We start from the raw sequence: 19,134 nt of genomic DNA, 5'->3' as shown, positions 1-19,134 counted from the left end.
CGTAGATTCTGTCGCTCATCGACAGGCCCCGGAGTCCGTGCCCGAAGAGGCAGGAGGACCCGGGAAGTGTTCACCGGAATCGTCGAAGAGCTGGGTGAGGTCACCGCCGTCGAGAATCTCGGCGACGCGTCCCGCTTCCGGCTCCGCGGCCCCGTCGTTACCGAGGGCGCGCAGCACGGCGACTCCATCGCCGTGAACGGAGTCTGTCTCACGGTCGTCGAGCACGAGGGCGACGAGTTCACCGCCGACGTCATGGCGGAGACCCTGAACCGCTCCAGCCTGGGCGCGCTCACCGCGGGCTCCCGCGTCAACCTCGAACGGCCCACCGCCGTCGGCGCCCGCCTCGGCGGGCACATCGTGCAGGGCCACGTGGACGGCACCGGCGAGATCCTGGCCCGGCAGCCCTCCGACAACTGGGAGATCGTGAAGATCTCCCTCCCCGCGGACCTCTCCCGGTACGTCGTGGAGAAGGGCTCCATCACCGTCGACGGCATCAGCCTCACGGTCGTGGACGCCGGCCCCGACCACTTCACCGTGAGCCTCATCCCGACCACCCTCGCCCTGACCACGCTCGGCGTGAAGCAGCCGGGCGACCCGGTCAACCTCGAAGTGGACGTCATCGCCAAGTACGTGGAGCGGCTGCTCGCGGCCGGACAGGGGGCCGGCAAGTGAACTGGATGAACTCCGAGGCGTTCACCCTCTTCGGCCAGCACATCATCTGGTCGGACATGGCCGGCAACATCCTCGGCCTGATCACCCTCGCCCTCGGCTGGCGCCGCTCTCTGTGGACCTGGCCCGTGCAGTTCCTGTCCGGACTCGTCCTCTTCGCCGCCTTCTACGGCCACCTGACCGGCAGCGCCGGCAAGCAGGTCGTCGTCATGGCCGTCGCGCTGTACGGCTGGTGGCAGTGGCAGCGCAGCAAGGACCGGTCCGGGGACGGTCACATCGCACCCCGCTTCGCCACCTGGCGCGAGCGCGCGGCGATGCTCGCCACTGCCGCCGCCGGCACGGTCGCGGTCGCCCTGCTCTTCAAGGCCTACCCCGACCTGTCCTGGGACCCGTGGCCCGACGCCTACATCTTCGTCGGCACCGTCGTCGCCATGTACGCCCAGGCCAAGGGCATGGTCGAGTTCTGGTTCGCCTGGCTGCTCGTCGACCTCGTCGGCGTGCCCCTCAACTTCGCCAACGGCTACGCCTTCTCCGGCTTCGTCTACGTCATCTACGGCGCACTCGTCCTGTGGGGCATGCGCGACTGGTGGCTGCGCTCCCGCAAGGGCCCGCAGCCCGTCCTGGAAGGAGCGCCGGCATGATCTCCGCACCACCGCTGTACGGCACCGAGCCGATCGAGGACTTCACGCTCGACCCGGTCGAGCAGGCCATCGCCGACATCGCCGCCGGCCGCCCGGTGGTCGTCGTGGACGACGAGGACCGCGAGAACGAGGGCGACCTCGTCATCGCCGCCGAGAAGGCCACCCCCGAGATCGTCGCGTTCATGATGAGCGAGTGCCGGGGCCTGATCTGCGCGCCCATGGAAGGCGAGGAACTGGACCGGCTGCGGCTGCCGCAGATGGTCGAGGACAACACCGAGTCGATGAAGACCGCGTTCACGGTCTCCGTGGACGCCTCCGCCGCGCACGGTGTGAGCACCGGCATCTCGGCCGCCGACCGCGCCACCACGCTCCAGCTCCTCGCCGGCGGAACCGCGCAGCCCTCCGACTTCGTCCGCCCCGGCCACGTCTTCCCGCTACGCGCCAGGCCCGGCGGCGTCCTGGTCCGCGACGGCCACACCGAGGCCGCCGTCGACCTCGCCCGGCTCGCCGGGCTGCGCCCGGCCGGCGCCATCGTCGAGATCGCCGGCGAGGACGGCCGCATGCTCCGGCTGCCCGAGCTGATCCCGTTCGCCCGCAAGCACGGCCTGACGATCATCTCCATCGCGGACCTGATCGCCTACCGGCGCGGCAGCGAGCCCAGCGTCCGCCGCGAGGCCGAGACCGTCCTGCCCACCCGGCACGGCACCTTCACCGCCTACGGCTACCGGTCCACCGTGGACGGCGTCGAGCACGTCGCCCTGGTGCACGGCGATCCGGGCGACGGCGAGGACGTCCTGGTCCGCGTCCACTCCGAATGCCTCACCGGCGACGTCTTCGGCTCCCTGCGCTGCGACTGCGGCCCCCAGCTGGACACCGCCCTGCAACGCATCCAGGACGAGGGCCGGGGCATCGTCGTCTACCTGCGCGGACACGAGGGGCGCGGCATCGGCCTGCTGTCCAAGCTGCGTGCCTACGCGCTCCAGGAACAGGGCCACGACACCCTCGACGCCAACCTGGAACTCGGCCTGCCCGCCGACGCCCGCGACTACGGTGCCGGCGCGCGGATCCTCGCCGACCTCGGCGTACGCAGCGTCCGGCTGATGACCAACAACCCCGACAAGACCGAGGCACTGCTGCGCCACGGCCTGAGGGTCACCGGCCGCGAGCCGATGCCCGTCCAGGCCGGCGAGCACAACCTCCGCTACCTGCGCACCAAGCGGGACCGGATGGGGCACGACCTGCCCTGGCTGGACACGCCCGCCGTGGCCGCCTCCGCGGCCACCTGTGGCAACCAGTAAGCAAGAAAGCACTGAGGAGAGACGTGAGCGGCAAGGGCGCACCGGAACTGTCCGTACGCAACGTGAGCGACCTGCGGGTCGCCGTCATCGCGGCGCAGTGGCACGAGAAGGTGATGGACGGTCTGGTGAACGGCGCGCTGCGCGCCCTGCACGACCTGGGCATCGACGAGCCGACCCTGATCCGGGTCCCCGGCAGCTTCGAACTGCCGGTGGCCGCCAAGGTCCTCGCGGGCCGCGGCTACGACGCCGTGGTCGCCCTGGGCGTCGTCATCCGAGGCGGTACCCCCCACTTCGACTACGTGTGCCAGGGCGTCACCCTGGGCCTCACCCAGGTCTCCGTCGAGACCGGCGTCCCCGTCGGCTTCGGCGTGCTCACCTGCGACACCGAGGAACAGGCCCTGGACCGGGCCGGTATCGAGGGCTCGAACGAGGACAAGGGGCACGAGGCGGTGACGGCCGCGGTGGCGACGGCGGCCACACTCCGCTCGGTATCCGAACCCTGGCACTGAGGCACCGCCCGGACCACGTAGGGTGGGGCCACCATGTCCAAGAAGACGTTCGAGCAGCTCTTCACCGAGTTGCAGCACAAGGCCGCCCACGGCGATCCCGCCACCTCCCGCACCGCCGAGCTGGTCGGCAAGGGCGTCCATGCCATCGGCAAGAAGGTCGTCGAGGAGGCAGCCGAGGTCTGGATGGCCGCCGAGTACGAGGGTACGGAGGCGGCCGCCGAGGAGATCTCGCAGCTGCTGTACCACGTCCAGGTGATGATGGTCGCCCGGGGGATCTCCCTGGACGACGTCTACGCCCACCTCTGAGCCGTACCGCACCGCACCCGTAGAGAACGAGCAAAGGAAGCCGACCTCATGCTGCGCATCGCCGTCCCCAACAAGGGTTCCCTGTCCGGCCCTGCGGCGGAGATGCTGCATGAGGCCGGCTACCAGCAGCGCCGCGAGTCCAAGGAACTGCGCATCGTCGACCCGGTGAACGAGGTCGAGTTCTTCTACCTCCGCCCCCGCGACATCGCGATCTACGTCTCCTCCGGCCGCCTCGACATCGGCATCACCGGCCGCGACCTGCTGGTCGACTCCGGCGCCGACGCCGAGGAGATCCTCCCCCTCGGCTTCGCCCGCTCCACCTTCCGGTTCGCCGCCAAGCCCGGCACCGCGGCCGGTATCGAGGACCTCAAGGGCCGCACGGTGGCCACCTCCTACGAGGGCATCGTCGCCCGGCACCTCACCGACAGCGGCATCGACGCCTCCGTCGTCCACCTGGACGGCGCCGTCGAGACCGCCGTCGAGCTGGGCGTCGCCGAGGTCATCGCCGACGTCGTCGAGACCGGCACCAGCCTGCGCAACGCGGGCCTGGAGGTCTTCGGCGAGCCGATCATGAAGTCGGAGGCGATCGTCGTGCGCCGTACCGGCGCCGACAGCGAGGAACCGAAGGTTCAGCAGTTCTTGCGCCGCCTCCAGGGCGTCCTGGTCGCCCGGACCTACGTGATGATGGACTACGACTGCCGGGTCGAGCAGCTGGAGAAGGCCGTGGCGCTCACCCCCGGCCTGGAGTCTCCGACCGTCTCCCCGCTGCACAACGAGGGCTGGGTCGCGGTGCGCGCCATGGTCCCCGCCAAGGAGGCGCAGCGGATCATGGACGACCTCTACGGCATCGGCGCCCGCGCTATCCTGACCACGGCCATTCACGCCTGCCGCCTGTAGGGGTAAACGCACCGAGATGTCCGACCTCCCCGCCCTTCCCGTCACCTTCCGGCCGGGCCACACCCGGGCCATCCTGCTCAGCGCCGGTGTCCTGATCTTCCTTGTGCTCTCCGCGATCGCCATGCTCCTGGAGCACATCGGCCCCGGTTCGCGGCTCAGTTTCGTCGTCACCGGGGCGCTGATCTTCTGGGCCCTGGCCCAGCTCGCCCGGATCCGGGTCGTCGCCGACGAGTCCGGCGTCACCGTCGTCAACATCGCGAGCAAGCGGCGCCTGGCGTGGGCGGAGATCCTCCGGGTGAACCTCCGCCCGGGTGACGCCTGGGTGTTCCTCGACCTCAGCGACGGCACCAGCCTGCCCGCGCTCGGCATCCAGCCCGGTATCGCCCGGCAGCGGGCCATCGCCGACGCGCGCACCCTCCGTGCCCTGGTCGAGGCCCACGCCACGGCCCGGGCGGCGGAGGGTCAGGGCTGACTCGGGGCGGGATCAGGGTCCGCTCCGGGGCGCCCGCCCTGCCGCACCCGCCCATATCTTGATTAATCTGGTGACGGAGGCCTTTCCGCCGCGCCTCCGCCCCTGCGCGCCGCCCGGCACCCAGGGGTTCCTGCTACCCGAGGAGTGACTCCCTCCAGCGATGGACGGATCGTCCTGTAGTACCTGCGCCGCCCCGACCCGACACAGCGGGAAGGCGGTGGCAGCGTGACCATCCCCCTGCTGCTCCTCGGAGCGGCGTTCCTGCTGATTCTGGCCAACGGCTTCTTCGTGGCGGCCGAGTTCGGTCTGGTGACCGTCGAGCGCCCCGAAGCCGAGAAGGCCGCCGCCGACGGCGACAGACGCGCCCGTACGGTCGTGGAGTCGCTGAAGGAACTGTCCTTCCAGCTCTCCGGCACCCAGCTCGGCATCACCATCACCTCTCTGGTGGTCGGCATGCTCGCCGAACCGGCCCTGGCCGAGCTGCTGCGCGGCCCGTTCGCCGCGATCGGCGTCCCCGGGGGCGCCGTCTCCGGTGTCGCCGTGGTCGTCGGCATGCTGCTGGCCTCGGCGATCCAGATGGTGATCGGCGAACTCGTGCCCAAGAACTGGGCCGTGTCCCGGCCGTTGCAGGTCGCCCGCTTCGTCGCCGGCCCCCAGCACCGCTTCGCCCTCCTGTTCCGCCCGGTGATCTCCGCGCTGAACACGGTCGCCAACCGGCTGGTCCGCGCCCTCGGCGTCGAACCCGCCGACGAACTGGCCTCGGCCCGTACCCCCGGGGAGCTCGTCTCGCTGGCCCGGCACTCCGCGCGGGCCGGCGCCCTGGAGCAGGACACGGCCGACCTGTTCGTGCGCACCCTGTCCCTGGGCGAGCTGACCGCGCAGCACGTCATGACCCCCCGCGTGCGGGTCAGCGCCCTCCAGGACTCGGCCACCGCCGAGGACGTCGTCAACCTCACCCGCGCCACCGGCCTGTCCCGCTTCCCCGTCTACCGGGAGAGGATCGACGAGGTCGTCGGCATGGCCCACCTCAAGGACGCCCTCGCGGTCCCGGCGTCCGACCGTCTGCGCACCCCGGTCGGCCGCATCGCCCGCAAGGCGCTCCTCGTCCCCGAGACCCTGCCAGTCCAGCCCCTCCTCGCCCGGCTGCGCAGCGAGCAGCCCATCGCCGTCGTGGTCGACGAGTACGGCGGTACGGCCGGTGTGGTCACGCTGGAGGACATCGTCGAGGAACTGGTCGGCGAGGTCCGTGACGAGCACGACGGCCAGGACGTGCCCGAGCTGGCTCCCGCCCCGCCCGAGGACGGCAGGGCGGCCTGGGACGTCGACGGCAGCTGCCGGGTCGACATGCTCCAGCGCATAGGCCTGGAGGTGCCCGAGGGGCCGTACGAGACCGTCGCCGGCCTGGTCGCCGACCTGCTCGGCCGCATCCCGGCCCCCGGTGACCGGGCCGAACTGCCCGGCTGGCGGCTCGCCGTCCGCCAGGTCGGTCACTACCGCGCCGAACGGGTCCGGGTGGTCAGGACGGCCCCGGCGGTCAACGTGATGGAGGCCGCCCGATGAGCGTCCTGCAACTGCTCTTCGCCGCGCTGCTCGTGCTCGCCAACGGTTTCTTCGTCGGCGCCGAGTTCGCGCTGGTCTCCGTCCGCCGCAGCCAGATCGAGCCGCTCGGCACGGCCCGCGCCCGCCAGGTGCTGTACGGCCTGGAGCGCCTGCCCCAGATGATGGCCGCCGCCCAGTTCGGCATCACCGTCTGCTCGCTGACGCTCGGCGCGGTCGCCGAGCCCACGGTGGCGCACCTGCTGGAACCGGCGTTCGAGGGGATCCACCTCCCTGACGGCATGATCCACCCCCTCGGTTACGTCATAGCCCTGGCCGCCGTGGTCTTCTTCCACCTGGTCATCGGCGAGATGGTGCCGAAGAACCTCGCGATGGCCGCGCCCGAGAAGGCGGCCCTCTGGCTCAGCCCGGGCCTGGTCTACTTCGCCCGTCTCTGCAAGCCGATCACCGTGGCCCTCGGCGCCTGCGCCCGGGGCATCCTGCGGCTGTTCCGGGTCGAGCCCAGGGACGAGGTGGCGGCGGTCGTCACCACCGAGCAGCTCAACCGCCTGCTGGAGGACTCCGGCCAGGCGGGCCTCCTCGACCCCGAGGAGCAGGAGCGCCTGGAGGACGCCCTGGAGCTGGGCTCCCGCCCGGTGACGGACGTCCTGCTGCGCCGCGAGTCCCTGGTCACGGTGACCCCGGCGGTCACCCCGGGCCAGATCGTGGAGCTGACCGCCCGCACGGGCTACTCCCGCTTCCCGGTCGCGGCGGCCGAGAAGGGACCCTTCATGGGTTATGTGCACGTCAAGGACGTGCTCGACCTGGAGGACTCGGACCGGGCGGTCCCGCAGCACGTGTGGCGCCCGATGGCCACCCTCCGCGCCGAACTGCCGCTCGACGACGCCCTCACGGTGATGCGCCGGGCGGCCACCCACCTGGCCCAGGTGGCGGACGCCTCCGGCAAGGTGCTGGGCCTCGTCGCCCTGGAGGACGTGCTGGAACTGCTGGTGGGGGAGGTCAACGACCCGGCGCACCGGGAGCCGGCCGGCATCCGGCTGACCGAACCCAGGGTGAGCGGAGCGCCGGGGGGAGTGCTGACGACGTAGGCCGTCGTCGCGCCGGGGCGGGGGGCTGGTCACGCAGCCCCCCGCGCCCCCGGTGAGGCCTACGGGGCCGACGGGTCCTGCGGCCCCCGCCCCGACAGCACCTCTCCGTACGCCTGCATCAGATCGGGCAGCCGCAGCGTCGCCAGGTCCTGGCGGGACAGGCCACCCGGGCAGACGGACAGCCGCAGATCCCGGTAGGCGCAGCTCTTCTCGTACAGGGTCCGCAGGAAGCGGCCGTTCCCCAGCTCGTCGATCCACCCCTGGCCGACCACGTGCCCGGCGATCGACCGCAGTTCCTCCAGCGCCTCCTCGTCCCACAGGTCCCCGTTCTCCGCCGCCAGCACCTTGCCGATCTCGGTGAGTTCCTGCGGCCGGTAGGAGGGGAAGTCGACCCGGGTGGTGAAGCGGGAGGAGAGCCCGGGGTTGGCGGCGAGCAGACGGTCCATGCCCTCCGGATAGCCGGCCAGGATCACCACCAGGTGGTCCCGGTTGTCCTCGGCCCGCTTCAGCAGTACCTGGAGGGCCTCGTCGCCGTACGCGTCCCCCTTGCCGTAGCCCGAGTTGGACAGCGAGTACGCCTCGTCCACGAACAGCACCCCGCCGATCGCGGAGTCGATCAGCTCGTTGGCCTTCACGGCCGTCTGCCCGAGGTACTCGCCGACCAGGTCGGCCCGCTGCGCCTCCACCAGGTGGTCGCCACCGAGCAGGCCCAGCGCGTAGAAGACCCGGCCCAGGATGCGGGCGACGGTGGTCTTGCCCGTGCCGGACGGGCCGGAGAAGACGAAGTGCCGTTTCGGCGGCTGCACGGGCAGCCCCTGCCCGGCCCGCAGCCGGGCCATGTTCAGCTGCGCCGACAACGCTTTGACCTGGCGCTTGACCGGTTCGAGCCCGACCATGCGCTCCAGTTCGGCGAGCGCCTCCTCCAGTAACGCGGGGTCGGTCGGACCGGGCGGAACCGGCGAGCCGGACACCCCGCTCTTCACCCGCACGGAGGGGTCGGCCACCGACGGCAGCGGCCCGGTCGGCAGGTCGGGCTCCGGCAGCCGAAGGTCCCGGCCCTCCGCGCCGAACAGCGGATCGAATCCGTCCGGCCCGTCCACCGTGTCCAGTCCCGCGCCGGTCAGCGTGATCGCGGCGAGGTCGGACGTGTCGTCGTACCCGTCGCCCTCGGCTATCGCGGCGAGCCGGGCGGAGGTGTCCATGAAAGCGGGGTCGGCCCGGTGCACCGCCCGGTACAGGGGGAGCGCGGCGGCGCTGCGGCCGGTGCCCTCGTGGGCGCGCGCCAGCCAGTACCGCAGCTCCTTGCGCTGCGGCTGCTCGCTGCGGCAGCGCATCAACGCCGCCGACAGCAGCGGTTCGGCCTGGCCGTACATCTCCAGCCGGACCCGGGCCATGCCGCCGAACAGACCGGCCTCGATGCCGAGCAGGGCGTCGTCCAGCAGCGGGTCGGTGTGCCGTATCAGCTGCTCCCAGTCCTTGACCAGATAGGCGCGACAGGCGTGCAGGAAGCGGACCTGGGCGTCGGTGTCGACCGGGGGCAGCCCGGCGAGGGCCCGGTCCAGCTCGGGCACGTGCCGTCCGTCCAGCCAGTGGGAGGCGTGCGCCAGCAGCAGATCGCGCGGTCTCTCCAGCACCGGCTGCACCCACCAGCCCAACCAGTACCAGGAGTTCAGGGACCGGCGGTGCCGGGTGCGCTGTTCCCCGAAGCGTTCGCGGTGCCGGAACATGCGCAGCAGCGCGGTCGTCGTGTCGACCCGGAGGGCGTGCAGGCCCAGCCAGGCGTCGGCCATGCCCGGGTCCATCCGCACCGCGGTGCGGAACTCCTCCTCCGCCTGCGGATAGGCGCCCATCGTGTAGGCGTCCACGCCCCGCAGCCAGGCAAGGTCGGCCGGGGCCTCGGGGCCCCGCGTGCCGAAGTCCATCACGTCCCCCCACAGACCATGCCCCAGTGGTTCACCACCGGGCAGTCGCCCGACGGCCGCCGCGGTCGAACCGCTGGGCCGCGGACCGGAGTTGCAGGTGCGCCAGACAGACGCGAAGGTCGCACCGAAGGCATCGTACCCGCGCGGCGACCGCGCGCCGTAGGGTGCCGCACCAGGCGTTCCGCGAGGTGGGAGCAGACGGGGCGCGCACGGTTTCGTGACCGAGCGTGAGCGGATGGGTGCGCGCGGCGGCCGGAGAGCGGGCCACGGGCAGAACGAAGCCCCCGGTCACGGGGGAACAACCGGGGGCTTCGCGTCGGCGGGCGACTCCGGAGGGCCGCACATTGAGAACGTAAGACCTGTACGACCCATGGGTCAAGCAGAGTTGAGGCACTCGCGGTAGTTGTCCGGCCGGGCCCTCCACCACTTCACCACATCGCAGACGGACCTTCACGCTCCGTCACGACTCGGGTCTGCCGGTGGGGCTGCCCCGGGTCCCGGCAGCACCTCGTACCCCTCCTGTCTCCGCAGCACCAGCAGATCGGCATGGGGGCGTGAGGGGTCGGCGGCGAAGTGCGCGCGCTCCGCCGCGACCCAGCCGTCCCAGAACTCCCGTTGCTCCGGGCCGTCCCGCAGCCGGCCGAGCCGCCAGGCCTCCGTCGGGGGCAGCTCCATCCACAGCAGCCTCGCCAGGTGCGGGCGCAGCGCCCGGCGGCCGGCGCCGACGCCCTCGACGAGGACCACGGGTGCGGGCGGCAGCGGGCACGGGGCGCCGAAGCCGCGGGCCCGCCAGTCGTAGGGGGTGTAGTACGCGCTCTCGCCGCGGCCGAGGGGCTCGATCACCTGGTCCGTGAGCCGGTCCGTCCAGGCGAAGAGCCGCTCGTGGCTGGCGATGTCGTCGAGGTGGAGCACCGGAGCCCCGCCCAGCGCGCGGGCCAGCCGCGCGGTGAAGGTGGACTTGCCGGAGCCGGCGTGTCCGTCGACGCCGATCAACCGGACCGGTCCGAGGGACGGGGGGAGCCCGCGCAGCCGGGCGGCGAGGTCGTGAATGGCGTTTCCCGGGGTGTGGGGCGATGCGGGGGCGTTTTCCGCGAAACAGTGTAGTCGCGTTTTGAACCATCGGCTGCCGGCCAGTCAATGGCGCCGATAAACGTCCCGAATCCCCTGACCGATATGTCGAAATCGGCGTTCCGGGTGTGCCCGACGCTGAGTAAGGTGCCTCCTGCGCAACGTGATGCGACGTACGGGGACCGGCAGGGGGGACATGGCCGCGGAGTTATTCGAAGGGCACTACGTATGGCATCCGGCGGCCGACGACCGGGTCCTGGCGAGCGTATGCGTCGATGTGCGCGCCGGACGTTATCGATACGCGCACGAGGCCCTCGCCGAGACGCGTTCCGACTTCGCCCTGCGGGCCCACCGCTCGCTGGTGCTCGCCTCCGAGGCGGCCGGCACGGACCTGGTCGAGCGCTGGCTCGCCGAGGAGCCCACGCCCGAGGCGGCGCTGATGTGGGCCCGGGTGGCGGTGCAGCGCGCGCTGCGGGCCGCCGACGCACGGGACGACCGCGCCGAGAGACTGGAGCGCATCGCGCTGACCGCCTGCGACCGGGCCGCCGCCGAGGCCCCCCGGGACCCCACCCCCTGGGTCGCCAGGCTCTCCATGGCCCGGCTGCACCGGCTGCGCGACCCGGCCCCGCAGGGCCTGCTCACCGCACCGCCCGGCCCCTGGCGGCTGTTCGCGCACATCCTGTCCCTCGACCCCTGGCACCGCGAGGCGCACCACCGCTTCCTGTCCTTCTTCTTCACGCGCCACGGCGGCTCGGTCAACGGGGCCTGGGACGTGGCCGCCTTCCTCAGCCAGCGGGCGCCCGCCGACTCCGCGCTCCGGCTGCTGCCGCTGGTGGCCCTCGTGGAGAGCTACAACCCCACCCGGCTGCTCGCCGACCGGATCTGGGAAGAACCGCAGTGGCGCTCCACCGCCCTCGCGATCTACCGGAACTGGCTGCCCACGCTGGCCGGTTACCGCTTCACCCCGGTGCTCGACCTGGCCTACCTCGCGCACGCGCTGGTGATGGCCCAGTGCGAGTTCGAGGCCCGGGCGGTGTTCACGGCCATGGGTCCGTACGCCTCACGCATGCCCTGGAGCGCCTTCGGAGACCCCGCCGAGCAGCTCTCCCGGGCCCGGCGCGCCTGCGGCCTGCCCGTCCCGGCGCCCGCCTGACCCGGCTCGCCCCCCCCTTGTCCCCTCGCCCCATCGAGAGAAAGGCCGATCTGTGTCGGAACGTATGTCGACGCCCCGGGCGCGTACGCGCGCGGTGGACTCCGTCGTGCTCGACGACGACGCGACCCTGCACGCGATGGGTTATCCGCGGAAACTCACCCGGCGCTTCCAGGCGTTCGACAACTTCGCGATCTCCTTCACCATCATCAATATCCTCTCGGGTATTTTCTCGTCCTTCGGATTCGGTATGAACGCGGGTGGACCGCGTATTCTCGTGTTCGGCTGGATCGGTGTGTCCGTCATGGTGCTGCTCATCGGCGCGGCCATGGCGGAAGTCGCCTCGGCCTTTCCGACGAGCGGTGCCCTGTATTTCTCGGCGGGAAAACTCGCCAAGCGGCACAAGGGTGCCTGGTCCTGGTTCACGGGCTGGCTGAACTTCGTGGGCCAGATCGGCGGCACCGCCGCCACCGGCTATGCGGCCGCCACCTTCATCCAGGTCTTCGTGCAGCTTCAGTGGCCCTCCTACCGGCCGACCGCGCACCAGACGGTGCTGATCACGGCACTCGTGATCGTCCTCCAGGGGCTGGCCAACACCTACACCGTCCAGCTCGTCGCCCTGCTGAACCGTATTTCCGTGTGGTGGCTCCTGGTCGGACTCGTCGTGATCGTGAGCGCACTCATCGTGATGCCCGATCGGCACCAGCCCGCGTCCTTCGTGACGCATTTCGAGAACAACACCGGGTTCACGAGCGGGCTTTACGGCGGCATGCTCGGTCTGCTGGTCACCAGTTGGACCTTCACCGGGTTCGACGGCAGCTTCCACATGTCCGAGGAAACGGTCCGCGCGACGGTGAGCGCCCCCAAGGGGATCACCCGCGCCATCGCCTTTTCCGCGATCACCGGCCTGGTTCTGATGCTGGCACTGGTCTACAGCATCGGTGACTACGACAGGGTGGCCGGTTCGGCCGCGCCGCCCGTCCAGATCCTCATCGACGGCCTCGGTCTCGGCGCCGCCAAGGTGATGCTCCTCATCGTCATCGGCGCCATGCTCTTCTGCGGTCTCGCCAACCTGACCAGCAACACCCGGCAGATCTTCGCCTTCTCGCGGGACGGCGCCATGCCCGGCTCCCGCTGGTGGCACTCGGTCTCGCCGCGCACCCGCACACCGGTGAAAGCCGTGTGGTTCGCGGTGGGCTGCTCGCTGGCCCTGGTGGTACCGGGCTGGTGGTCGCACACGGCGTTCACCGCGATCGTCAGCGTCAACGTGGTCGGGCTCTTCCTCGCCTACGCGGTGCCGATCTTCCTGCGGCTGCGGCTCGGGGACGCCTTCCAGCCCGGGCCCTGGCACCTGGGCCGCTGGGGCAGGCCCATCGGCTGGCTGGCGGTGGTCTGGATCCTGCTCAGCAGCGTCCTGTTCATGCTGCCGCAGGCCTCGCCGATCACCGTCGACTCCTTCAACTACGCACCGATCGCGCTCGCCGTCGTCCTGCTGGTGGCCACGGTGTGGTGGTTCGCCACCGCCCGCCGCCGCTTCCAGGGCCCGGTCAGTTACGGCCGCCCCGACGAGGTCGCCGCGATGGACCTGGTCTGACCCGGCCTGCCGTACCGCCCCGGCGCACCGCCCGCCCCGGCGCACCGCCCGCGCCGGGGCCGGCCCGCGCCCGCCGTGACCTCTTTCGGCGGACCAGACCAATATTCGTGCCGCGGCATGCGCGCAAGTGCTGGCCGGGCGATGCGGCCTGCTCCATAGTTGGCGCACAACCCTGCACCGGACCAGCCCGACTCGGACACCTGGGGGTCGTCGCGCCCATGAGCCAAGCCCAACAGCCGTCCCGCAGAACCGTCCTGGCCGCCGCCGTCGCCGCGGCGGTCACCGGCACGGCGGCCCCCGCGGCCGTCGCCGCGCCGGCAGCCGCCGCCGGCACGCCCGGCCGGGCGCAGCCCCGCCCGATCGACTACCGCGCCTGGACCACGTACGCCGACTGGCGCTCCGGCACCGCCGAGGGCACCCGGGCCGTCTCCGGGCGGCGCCCCGGCGTGGTGATCGGCGCCCCCGCCGGCCGCACCGACTACACCGACCCGCACACCGGCACCACCGCCACCTGGGAGTACGCCACCTGGACCTCCCCGGTCCACCGCCTCACCACGCCCGCGACCGAGGCCGTCGCCTCCTGGAACGCCCACACCCCCGACGGCACCTGGCTCCAGGCCGAGCTGCAGGGCACGTACTCCGACGGCACCGGCACGCCCTGGTACGTGATGGGGCGCTGGGCGGCCGGCGACCAGGACATCAAGCGGACGTCGGTGGACGGCCAGACCGACGGCAGGAGCAGCGTCTGGACCGACACGTTCGCCGTCGACGACGCGAGCACCGGGCTGCGCCTGGCGTCGTACCGGCTGCGGCTCACCCTCTACCGCCGGCCCGGCACGCGCCTCACCCCGACCGTCTGGCGGCTCGGCGCGATGGGCTCCGACATCCCCGACCGTTTCACCGTCCCGGCCTCCACCCCCGGTCTCGCCCAGGAGCTGGCCGTCCCGCGCTACTCGCAGGAGATCCACAAGGGTCAGTACCCGGAGTACGACAACGGCGGCGAGGCCTGGTGCAGCCCCACCTCCTCGCAGATGATCATCGAGTACTGGGGCGGCCGGCTCACCCCGGAGCAGCTGTCCTGGGTCGATCCGTCCTACGCCGACCCACAGGTGGACCACGCGGCCCGCTCCACCTACGACCACCAGTACCAGGGCTGCGGCAACTGGCCCTTCAACGCCGCCTACGCAGCGACCTTCGAGGGCATCCAGGGCGTGGTCACCCGCCTCGCCTCCCTCACCGACCTGGAGACGCTGATCGCGGCCGGCATCCCGGCCATAACGTCCCAGTCCTTCCTGAAGACCGAGCTGACCGGCGCCGGGTACGGCACCTCGGGGCACCTGATGACGGTGATCGGCTTCACGGCCGACGGGGACGTGATCGCCAACGACCCGGCCTCCCCGGGCGACGAGGCGGTACGGCGGGTCTATCTGCGCCGGGAGTTCGAGAACATCTGGCTGCGCACCAAGCGGTACAACGCCTCCGGCAAGGTCGTCTCCGGCACCGGAGGGGTCTGTTACCTGTACTTCCCGGCCCATCCGACCTCCCACCAGCGCAGGGCCCTCGCCGCGGTGGGCGTGCACTGAGACGTGTGACCAAGTTCATGGCCGCAAATCCCGACACGGGTGGCATGGTGGACGCAGGGACGGGGAAGTCTCGCCCCTTACGTCCGACCTCTGCGAGTAATCACCATGACCGCATACCTGGCCACCGCCACCCGTGCCGCCACCGGCGGCCCCAAGGAAGACGGCCCGAAGATCGTCGAGCACGTCATGGGCTGGGTCCTGGTCGTGGTGTTCGCGATGCTCGTCACCCAGCTCGGCCTGCTCTGACCGAACGGTCACACGTACGGCATGTTCTGACATACTGCGGGAGTCCCGTCGGCCGTCTGAACCAGGGGCGACCTTGAACCTGCCGCACCAGCGTGCCGCCACACCGGTGCGCGGCACCGCGCGTTCCGTGACGCGTCGCGCCGAACTCATCGCCATCGGGCGGAAGTTGTTCGCCGACACGTCCTACGACGCGCTGTCCATGGACGACATCGCCCAGCAGGCGCAGGTCGCCAAGGGGCTCATCTACTACTACTTCCGGTCCAAGCGCGGCTATTACCTGGCGATCGTCCAGGACTCCGTCGCCGCTCTGGTGACGTCCGCCGCCGACGGCGCCCAACTGCCCGCCGTGGACCGCGTGCACCGCACCGTCGACGGCTATCTGCGCTACGCCGAGAGTCACCAGGCCGCCTACCGGACCATCGTCAGCGGCGGCGTCGGCTTCGACACCGAGGTGCACGCGATCCGGGACGGCGTGCGCGGGGCCATCGTCACCACCATCGCCGAAGGCGCCTACGGCCGCGGCGACATCCCCCCGGTGGCCCGGATGGGCCTGCTCGGCTGGGTGTGCAGCGTGGAGGGCGCCACCCTGGAGTGGATCGACCGCCCCGGGCTGCCCCGGGACACGATGCGCGAGCTGCTGGTGCGGACGCTCGGCGGGACCCTGCGCGCCATCGAGGAGCTGGACCCCGCCTGCCCGGCCCCGCCGCCCGCCCGCCGGGACGGCTGACCCGGAAAGACCCGGGAAACGGGACGGGAGCGGAGGCTCGTGGTCCTCCGCTCCCGCCTCCCCCCGGTGAGGGGCTAGTTGATGGCCTTGATCAGCTCACCGTTGGCGGTGTCGCCGCTCAGCTCCCAGAAGAAGGTGCCGCCGAGCCCCTGCTGGTTCTTGTACGTCATCTTCGTGGCGATGGTCGACGGGGTGTCGTAACTCCACCAGTCGCTCCCGCACTTGGCGTACGCCGTGCCGGCCACCGTGCCGGTCGCGGGGCACTTGGCCTTGAGCACCTTGTAGTCGTCGATGCCCTGCTCGTACGTTCCGGCCGCCGGGCCCGTGGCCGTACCGCCGGGTGCCGCCTGGGTGACCCCGGTCCAGCCGCGCCCGTAGAAGCCGATGCCGAGCAGCAGCTTCGAGGCCGGGACGCCGAGGCCCTTGAGCTTGGCGACGGTCGCCGAGGTGTAGTAACCCGCCTTCGGGATGCCGGAGTAGGAGTTCAGCGGGGAGTGCGGGGCGGTCGGACCCTTCGCGTCCCAGGCGCCGAAGTAGTCGTACGTCATCGGGTTGTACCAGTCGACGTACTGGGCGGCGCCCCCGTAGTCCGCGGCGTCGATCTTGCCGCCGCTGGTGGCGTCCGCGGTGATCGCGGCGGTGACCAGGCCGCCGGAGCCGAACTTCGACCGCAGGGCGGCCATCACGTTCCTGAACGCGTCCCGGCCGCTGGTGTCGCAGGTGTTGCCGCAGGCGTTCGGGTACTCCCAGTCGATGTCGATGCCGTCGAAGACGCCCGCCCACTTGGAGTTCTTCACCAGGTCGTAGCAGGACTGGGCGAAGGCGGCCGGGTTCTTCGCGGCCTCTCCGAACCCGCCGGACCAGGTCCAGCCGCCGAAGGACCACAAAACCTTCAGGCCCGGGTGCTTCTTCTTGAGCTTCAGCAGCTGGTTGAAGTTGCCGCGCAGCGGCTGGTCCCACGTGTCGGCGACGCCGTCGACGGACTCGGCGGCGGTGTAGGCGCGGTCGGTGGCCGCGTAGGAGTCGCCCATCGCGCACTTGCCGCCGGTGACGTTGCCGAAGGCGTAGTTGATGTGGGTGAGCTTCGCCGCGGAACCGGAGGTCTCGACGTTCTTGACGTAGTACTTGCGGTCGTAGGTGCCCCATTCGGTGAAGTAGCCGACGACCTTGGAGCCGGCCGTGGCCTGCGGGGCGTCCGGGGCCGCCGCGGTCGCCGTGCCCGAGCCGGCCAGCAGGCCGGCACCGAGGGCGGCGGTACACGCGGCCGAGACCAGTGCCCGCAGGACGGAGCGGTGGGGAGTGTGCATCGGGTGTCTCCTCGTGGGGGAAGAGGGGATCGCGCGCCGATTGGCATGAACGCGGTAAAGCGTTGGTCATGCACAGTAGGAGGACTAGACCAGTCGGGTCAATGGTTCGGACCAATTTCCGGCCCGGGGAGTTCCCCCGGGAGGCGGGCTCGAGTAAGCGGTCGTTAACTGGTGACGGGAGGTCGCCGATCGGGCATACTCACAGCGCATGCCGCTGGTCAGCAGCTTCCGAGACCCGGGAGCGGGCACCACCGGCCAGCGACGAACAGGCGGAGCCGCCCCCACCCCCGGGCCGGACCGCCGGTGCCCGAACAGGGAGGAGCCCGACGCCATGTCCGACCGCGACCCGCAGCCGGTGGAGCGTCAACTGCCCACGGAAGAGGCGAGGGATCTGCTCGCCCTCGTCCGGGACATCGCCCGGCGTGAGATCGCCCCGCAGGCCGCACAGGAGGAGGATGCGGGCCGCTTCCCGCGCGAGACCTTCACCCTGCTCTCCGAGTCCGGCCTGCTGGGCCTGCCGTACGCCTCCGAGTACGGCGGCGGAGACCAGCCCTACGAGGTCTACCTCCAGGTCCTGGAGGAACTGGCCGCGGCCCGGCTCACCGTCGGCCTCGGCGTCAGCGTCCACACCCTCGCCTCCTATGCCCTCGCGGCGTACGGCGCCAAGCAGCAGCAGGTCGAGCACCTGCCCGCGATGCTCGGCGGCGGCCTGCTCGGTGCGTACTGCCTCTCCGAGCCGTCCTCCGGCTCCGACGCGGCCTCCCTGCGCACCAGGGCCGTCCGGGAGGGCGACAGCTGGGTGATCGACGGCACCAAGGCCTGGATCACGCACGGCGGCATCGCCGACTTCTACACCGTGATGGCTCGCACCGGCGAGGACGGCCCCCGCGGCATCACCGCCTTTCTCGTGCCCGGTGACGCTCCCGGCCTGAGCGGCGCCACGCCCGAGAAGAAGATGGGCATGAAGGGCTCGCCCACCGCCCAGGTCCACTTCGACGGCGTACGGGTCCCCGACGACCGGCGGATCGGCGAGGAGGGCCAGGGCTTCGCCATCGCCCTGGCCGCCCTCGACTCCGGCCGGCTCGGCATCGCGGCCTGCGCGATCGGCCTCGCCCAGGCCGCACTGGACGAGGCGGTCGGCTACGCCACGCAGCGCCGGCAGTTCGGCCGGCCCATCGCCGACTTCCAGGGCCTGCGCTTCATGCTCGCCGACATGGCCACCCAAATCGAGGCCGGCCGCGCCCTCTACCTGGCCGCGGCCCGCCTGCGCGACGCGGGCCGGCCGTTCGCCAAGCAGGCCGCCATGGCCAAGCTGCACTGCACGGACACGGCCATGAAGGTCACCACGGACGCCGTGCAGATCCTCGGGGGATACGGCTACACCGCCGACTTCCCGGCCGAGCGCTATATGCGCGAGGCCAAGGTCCTCCAGATCGTCGAGGGCACCAACCAGATCCAGCGCATGGTCATCGCCCGTCACGTGGCGGGACCCGAGGGTCGCTGAACTGCCCCCGCAGGACCGTCGGGGCCGCCAGCCTGGCCCACTCCGGGTCATGGCGGCCCGGCAGGGTCCGGCCCCGGTCGGCCCAGGTCCGCAGGAGATCACGGTAGATGGGCGGGTCCTGCGGCACCGACGGCGGAACCGATTCTGCGGGGCGCGGGACGAACATGCGGCGCTGATACCCGGTCGCCGAGTCCATGAGGCTCATACCCGGGCAACGCGGCGGCGGCCGGACAGGTCACCGCCCGGCGGATTCGGGCGTCAGTTCACGCACGTCCGGTTCCCCGTCCCGCCGCACGCGACAGGGGTGACCGTGGCCGACGACCGGCGCCCCGCCGGGAAGACGGTGCCGCACAGGGGCGTTCACGTCTCCGCGCCGCCCCGCGGCACGGAGCCGTAGGGCCTTTCTTTCGGATCAGGCCGGCCGGGATCGCGGGCGCCGCATGGCCTACCCCGCGACCCCGGCAAGATCCGAAAGAAAGGCCCTAGGTGTGCTGTCCCGGCACGTTGGTGACACGCGGGCTGGGTGCTTGAACAGGTGAGGGCCTTCTGGGTTCGGTGTGGATTGCGACATCTGCACCAACGCTCAGGAGGCCCTC

Annotated in this window: 18 protein-coding genes; 15 read left to right on the top strand and 3 right to left on the bottom strand. The window is 71.5% G+C overall.

Translation table 11 applies throughout. From position 1 onward, the window contains the following. Positions 1-66 precede the first annotated feature (66 nt). The 9 genes from ACF1BE_RS19585 to ACF1BE_RS19545 all read left to right on the top strand — a co-directional run bounded on the left by ACF1BE_RS19585 (position 67) and on the right by ACF1BE_RS19545 (position 7,437). Positions 67-672: a riboflavin synthase gene (locus ACF1BE_RS19585; protein WP_392200300.1), complete on the top strand. Its 606-nt coding sequence runs from the start codon at positions 67-69 to the stop codon at positions 670-672. Next, complete coding sequence (locus ACF1BE_RS19580) at positions 669-1,310, top strand: nicotinamide riboside transporter PnuC (RefSeq protein ID WP_392200299.1); 642 nt, start codon at positions 669-671, stop codon at positions 1,308-1,310. The genes ACF1BE_RS19585 and ACF1BE_RS19580 overlap by 4 nt, the downstream gene beginning before the upstream one ends. Continuing rightward, the gene (locus tag ACF1BE_RS19575) at positions 1,307-2,608 is read left to right on the top strand and encodes a bifunctional 3,4-dihydroxy-2-butanone-4-phosphate synthase/GTP cyclohydrolase II (protein WP_392200298.1); all 1,302 of its coding nucleotides are present in this window, start codon (positions 1,307-1,309) and stop codon (positions 2,606-2,608) included. The genes ACF1BE_RS19580 and ACF1BE_RS19575 overlap by 4 nt, the downstream gene beginning before the upstream one ends. A 23-nt stretch (positions 2,609-2,631) precedes the next feature. Then, a complete protein-coding gene (ribH, locus tag ACF1BE_RS19570) occupies positions 2,632-3,117 on the top strand; it encodes a 6,7-dimethyl-8-ribityllumazine synthase (protein ID WP_392200297.1) in 486 nt (161 codons plus the stop codon). Between the two features lie 33 nt (positions 3,118-3,150). Then, on the top strand, positions 3,151-3,423 hold the full coding sequence (locus ACF1BE_RS19565; RefSeq protein WP_392200296.1) for a phosphoribosyl-ATP diphosphatase: 273 nt from the start codon (positions 3,151-3,153) through the stop codon (positions 3,421-3,423). A 48-nt stretch (positions 3,424-3,471) separates the two neighbouring features. Further along, complete coding sequence (gene hisG / locus ACF1BE_RS19560) at positions 3,472-4,320, top strand: ATP phosphoribosyltransferase (RefSeq protein ID WP_373912989.1); 849 nt, start codon at positions 3,472-3,474, stop codon at positions 4,318-4,320. 16 nt (positions 4,321-4,336) lie between these two features. Then, positions 4,337-4,792 carry a PH domain-containing protein gene (locus tag ACF1BE_RS19555; RefSeq protein ID WP_392200295.1) on the top strand — a complete coding sequence of 152 codons (456 nt, stop codon included), beginning with the start codon at positions 4,337-4,339 and terminating at the stop codon, positions 4,790-4,792. Positions 4,793-5,017: 225 nt separating this feature from the next. Then, the gene (locus ACF1BE_RS19550) at positions 5,018-6,352 is read left to right on the top strand and encodes a hemolysin family protein (protein WP_392200294.1); all 1,335 of its coding nucleotides are present in this window, start codon (positions 5,018-5,020) and stop codon (positions 6,350-6,352) included. Then, positions 6,349-7,437 carry a hemolysin family protein gene (locus ACF1BE_RS19545; protein ID WP_392200293.1) on the top strand — a complete coding sequence of 363 codons (1,089 nt, stop codon included), beginning with the start codon at positions 6,349-6,351 and terminating at the stop codon, positions 7,435-7,437. The genes ACF1BE_RS19550 and ACF1BE_RS19545 overlap by 4 nt, the downstream gene beginning before the upstream one ends. A gap of 59 nt (positions 7,438-7,496) precedes the next feature. Here the strand turns inward: ACF1BE_RS19545 and ACF1BE_RS19540 are convergent, their stop codons facing one another. Continuing rightward, the gene (locus tag ACF1BE_RS19540) at positions 7,497-9,359 is read right to left on the bottom strand and encodes an AAA family ATPase (protein ID WP_392200292.1); all 1,863 of its coding nucleotides are present in this window, start codon (positions 9,357-9,359) and stop codon (positions 7,497-7,499) included. Between the two features lie 450 nt (positions 9,360-9,809). After that, complete coding sequence (locus ACF1BE_RS19535) at positions 9,810-10,352, bottom strand: uridine kinase (protein ID WP_392200291.1); 543 nt, start codon at positions 10,350-10,352, stop codon at positions 9,810-9,812. A gap of 271 nt (positions 10,353-10,623) precedes the next feature. On the opposite strand from ACF1BE_RS19535, the gene ACF1BE_RS19530 reads away from it, so the two are divergent. The 5 genes from ACF1BE_RS19530 to ACF1BE_RS19510 all read left to right on the top strand — a co-directional run bounded on the left by ACF1BE_RS19530 (position 10,624) and on the right by ACF1BE_RS19510 (position 15,727). After that, positions 10,624-11,580 carry a hypothetical protein gene (locus ACF1BE_RS19530; RefSeq protein WP_392200290.1) on the top strand — a complete coding sequence of 319 codons (957 nt, stop codon included), beginning with the start codon at positions 10,624-10,626 and terminating at the stop codon, positions 11,578-11,580. Between the two features lie 52 nt (positions 11,581-11,632). Continuing rightward, entirely contained in the window at positions 11,633-13,171 is a 1,539-nt protein-coding gene (locus tag ACF1BE_RS19525) for an amino acid permease (protein WP_392200289.1), read from the top strand. Positions 13,172-13,389: 218 nt separating this feature from the next. Further along, a complete protein-coding gene (locus tag ACF1BE_RS19520; RefSeq protein ID WP_392200288.1) occupies positions 13,390-14,754 on the top strand; it encodes a peptidase C39 family protein in 1,365 nt (454 codons plus the stop codon). A 105-nt stretch (positions 14,755-14,859) separates the two neighbouring features. After that, a complete protein-coding gene (locus ACF1BE_RS19515) occupies positions 14,860-15,000 on the top strand; it encodes an SCO1431 family membrane protein (protein WP_392200287.1) in 141 nt (46 codons plus the stop codon). A gap of 79 nt (positions 15,001-15,079) precedes the next feature. Continuing rightward, the gene (locus ACF1BE_RS19510; protein WP_392200510.1) at positions 15,080-15,727 is read left to right on the top strand and encodes a TetR/AcrR family transcriptional regulator; all 648 of its coding nucleotides are present in this window, start codon (positions 15,080-15,082) and stop codon (positions 15,725-15,727) included. Between the two features lie 74 nt (positions 15,728-15,801). Here the strand turns inward: ACF1BE_RS19510 and ACF1BE_RS19505 are convergent, their stop codons facing one another. Next, entirely contained in the window at positions 15,802-17,034 is a 1,233-nt protein-coding gene (locus ACF1BE_RS19505) for a glycoside hydrolase family 18 protein (RefSeq protein ID WP_392200286.1), read from the bottom strand. Positions 17,035-17,365: 331 nt separating this feature from the next. Between ACF1BE_RS19505 and ACF1BE_RS19500 the strand changes: the two genes are divergently transcribed. Further along, on the top strand, positions 17,366-18,538 hold the full coding sequence (locus ACF1BE_RS19500; protein ID WP_392200285.1) for an acyl-CoA dehydrogenase family protein: 1,173 nt from the start codon (positions 17,366-17,368) through the stop codon (positions 18,536-18,538). Positions 18,539-19,134: the final 596 nt, after the last annotated feature.

Origin of the sequence: Streptomyces sp. NPDC014991 (assembly GCF_043080665.1) — a bacterium.
Lineage (GTDB): Bacteria > Actinomycetota > Actinomycetes > Streptomycetales > Streptomycetaceae > Streptomyces.
Note: the sequence above shows the minus strand (reverse complement) of the source record. Positions and strands in the feature narration are given on the sequence as shown.

What these genes read in the sequence shown, in the direction of transcription:
- ACF1BE_RS19575 (WP_392200298.1), top strand. Translation starts at nt 1,307, where the DNA reads ATGATCTCCGCACCACCGCTGTACGGCACCGAGCCGATCGAGGACTTC.
- ACF1BE_RS19565 (WP_392200296.1), top strand. Translation starts at nt 3,151, where the DNA reads ATGTCCAAGAAGACGTTCGAGCAGCTCTTCACCGAGTTGCAGCACAAG.
- hisG (WP_373912989.1), top strand. Translation starts at nt 3,472, where the DNA reads ATGCTGCGCATCGCCGTCCCCAACAAGGGTTCCCTGTCCGGCCCTGCG.
- ACF1BE_RS19555 (WP_392200295.1), top strand. Translation starts at nt 4,337, where the DNA reads ATGTCCGACCTCCCCGCCCTTCCCGTCACCTTCCGGCCGGGCCACACC.
- ACF1BE_RS19545 (WP_392200293.1), top strand. Translation starts at nt 6,349, where the DNA reads ATGAGCGTCCTGCAACTGCTCTTCGCCGCGCTGCTCGTGCTCGCCAAC.
- ACF1BE_RS19540 (WP_392200292.1), bottom strand. Translation starts at nt 9,359, where the DNA reads ATGGACTTCGGCACGCGGGGCCCCGAGGCCCCGGCCGACCTTGCCTGG.
- ACF1BE_RS19530 (WP_392200290.1), top strand. Translation starts at nt 10,624, where the DNA reads ATGGCCGCGGAGTTATTCGAAGGGCACTACGTATGGCATCCGGCGGCC.
- ACF1BE_RS19520 (WP_392200288.1), top strand. Translation starts at nt 13,390, where the DNA reads ATGAGCCAAGCCCAACAGCCGTCCCGCAGAACCGTCCTGGCCGCCGCC.
- ACF1BE_RS19515 (WP_392200287.1), top strand. Translation starts at nt 14,860, where the DNA reads ATGACCGCATACCTGGCCACCGCCACCCGTGCCGCCACCGGCGGCCCC.
- ACF1BE_RS19505 (WP_392200286.1), bottom strand. Translation starts at nt 17,034, where the DNA reads ATGCACACTCCCCACCGCTCCGTCCTGCGGGCACTGGTCTCGGCCGCG.
- ACF1BE_RS19500 (WP_392200285.1), top strand. Translation starts at nt 17,366, where the DNA reads ATGTCCGACCGCGACCCGCAGCCGGTGGAGCGTCAACTGCCCACGGAA.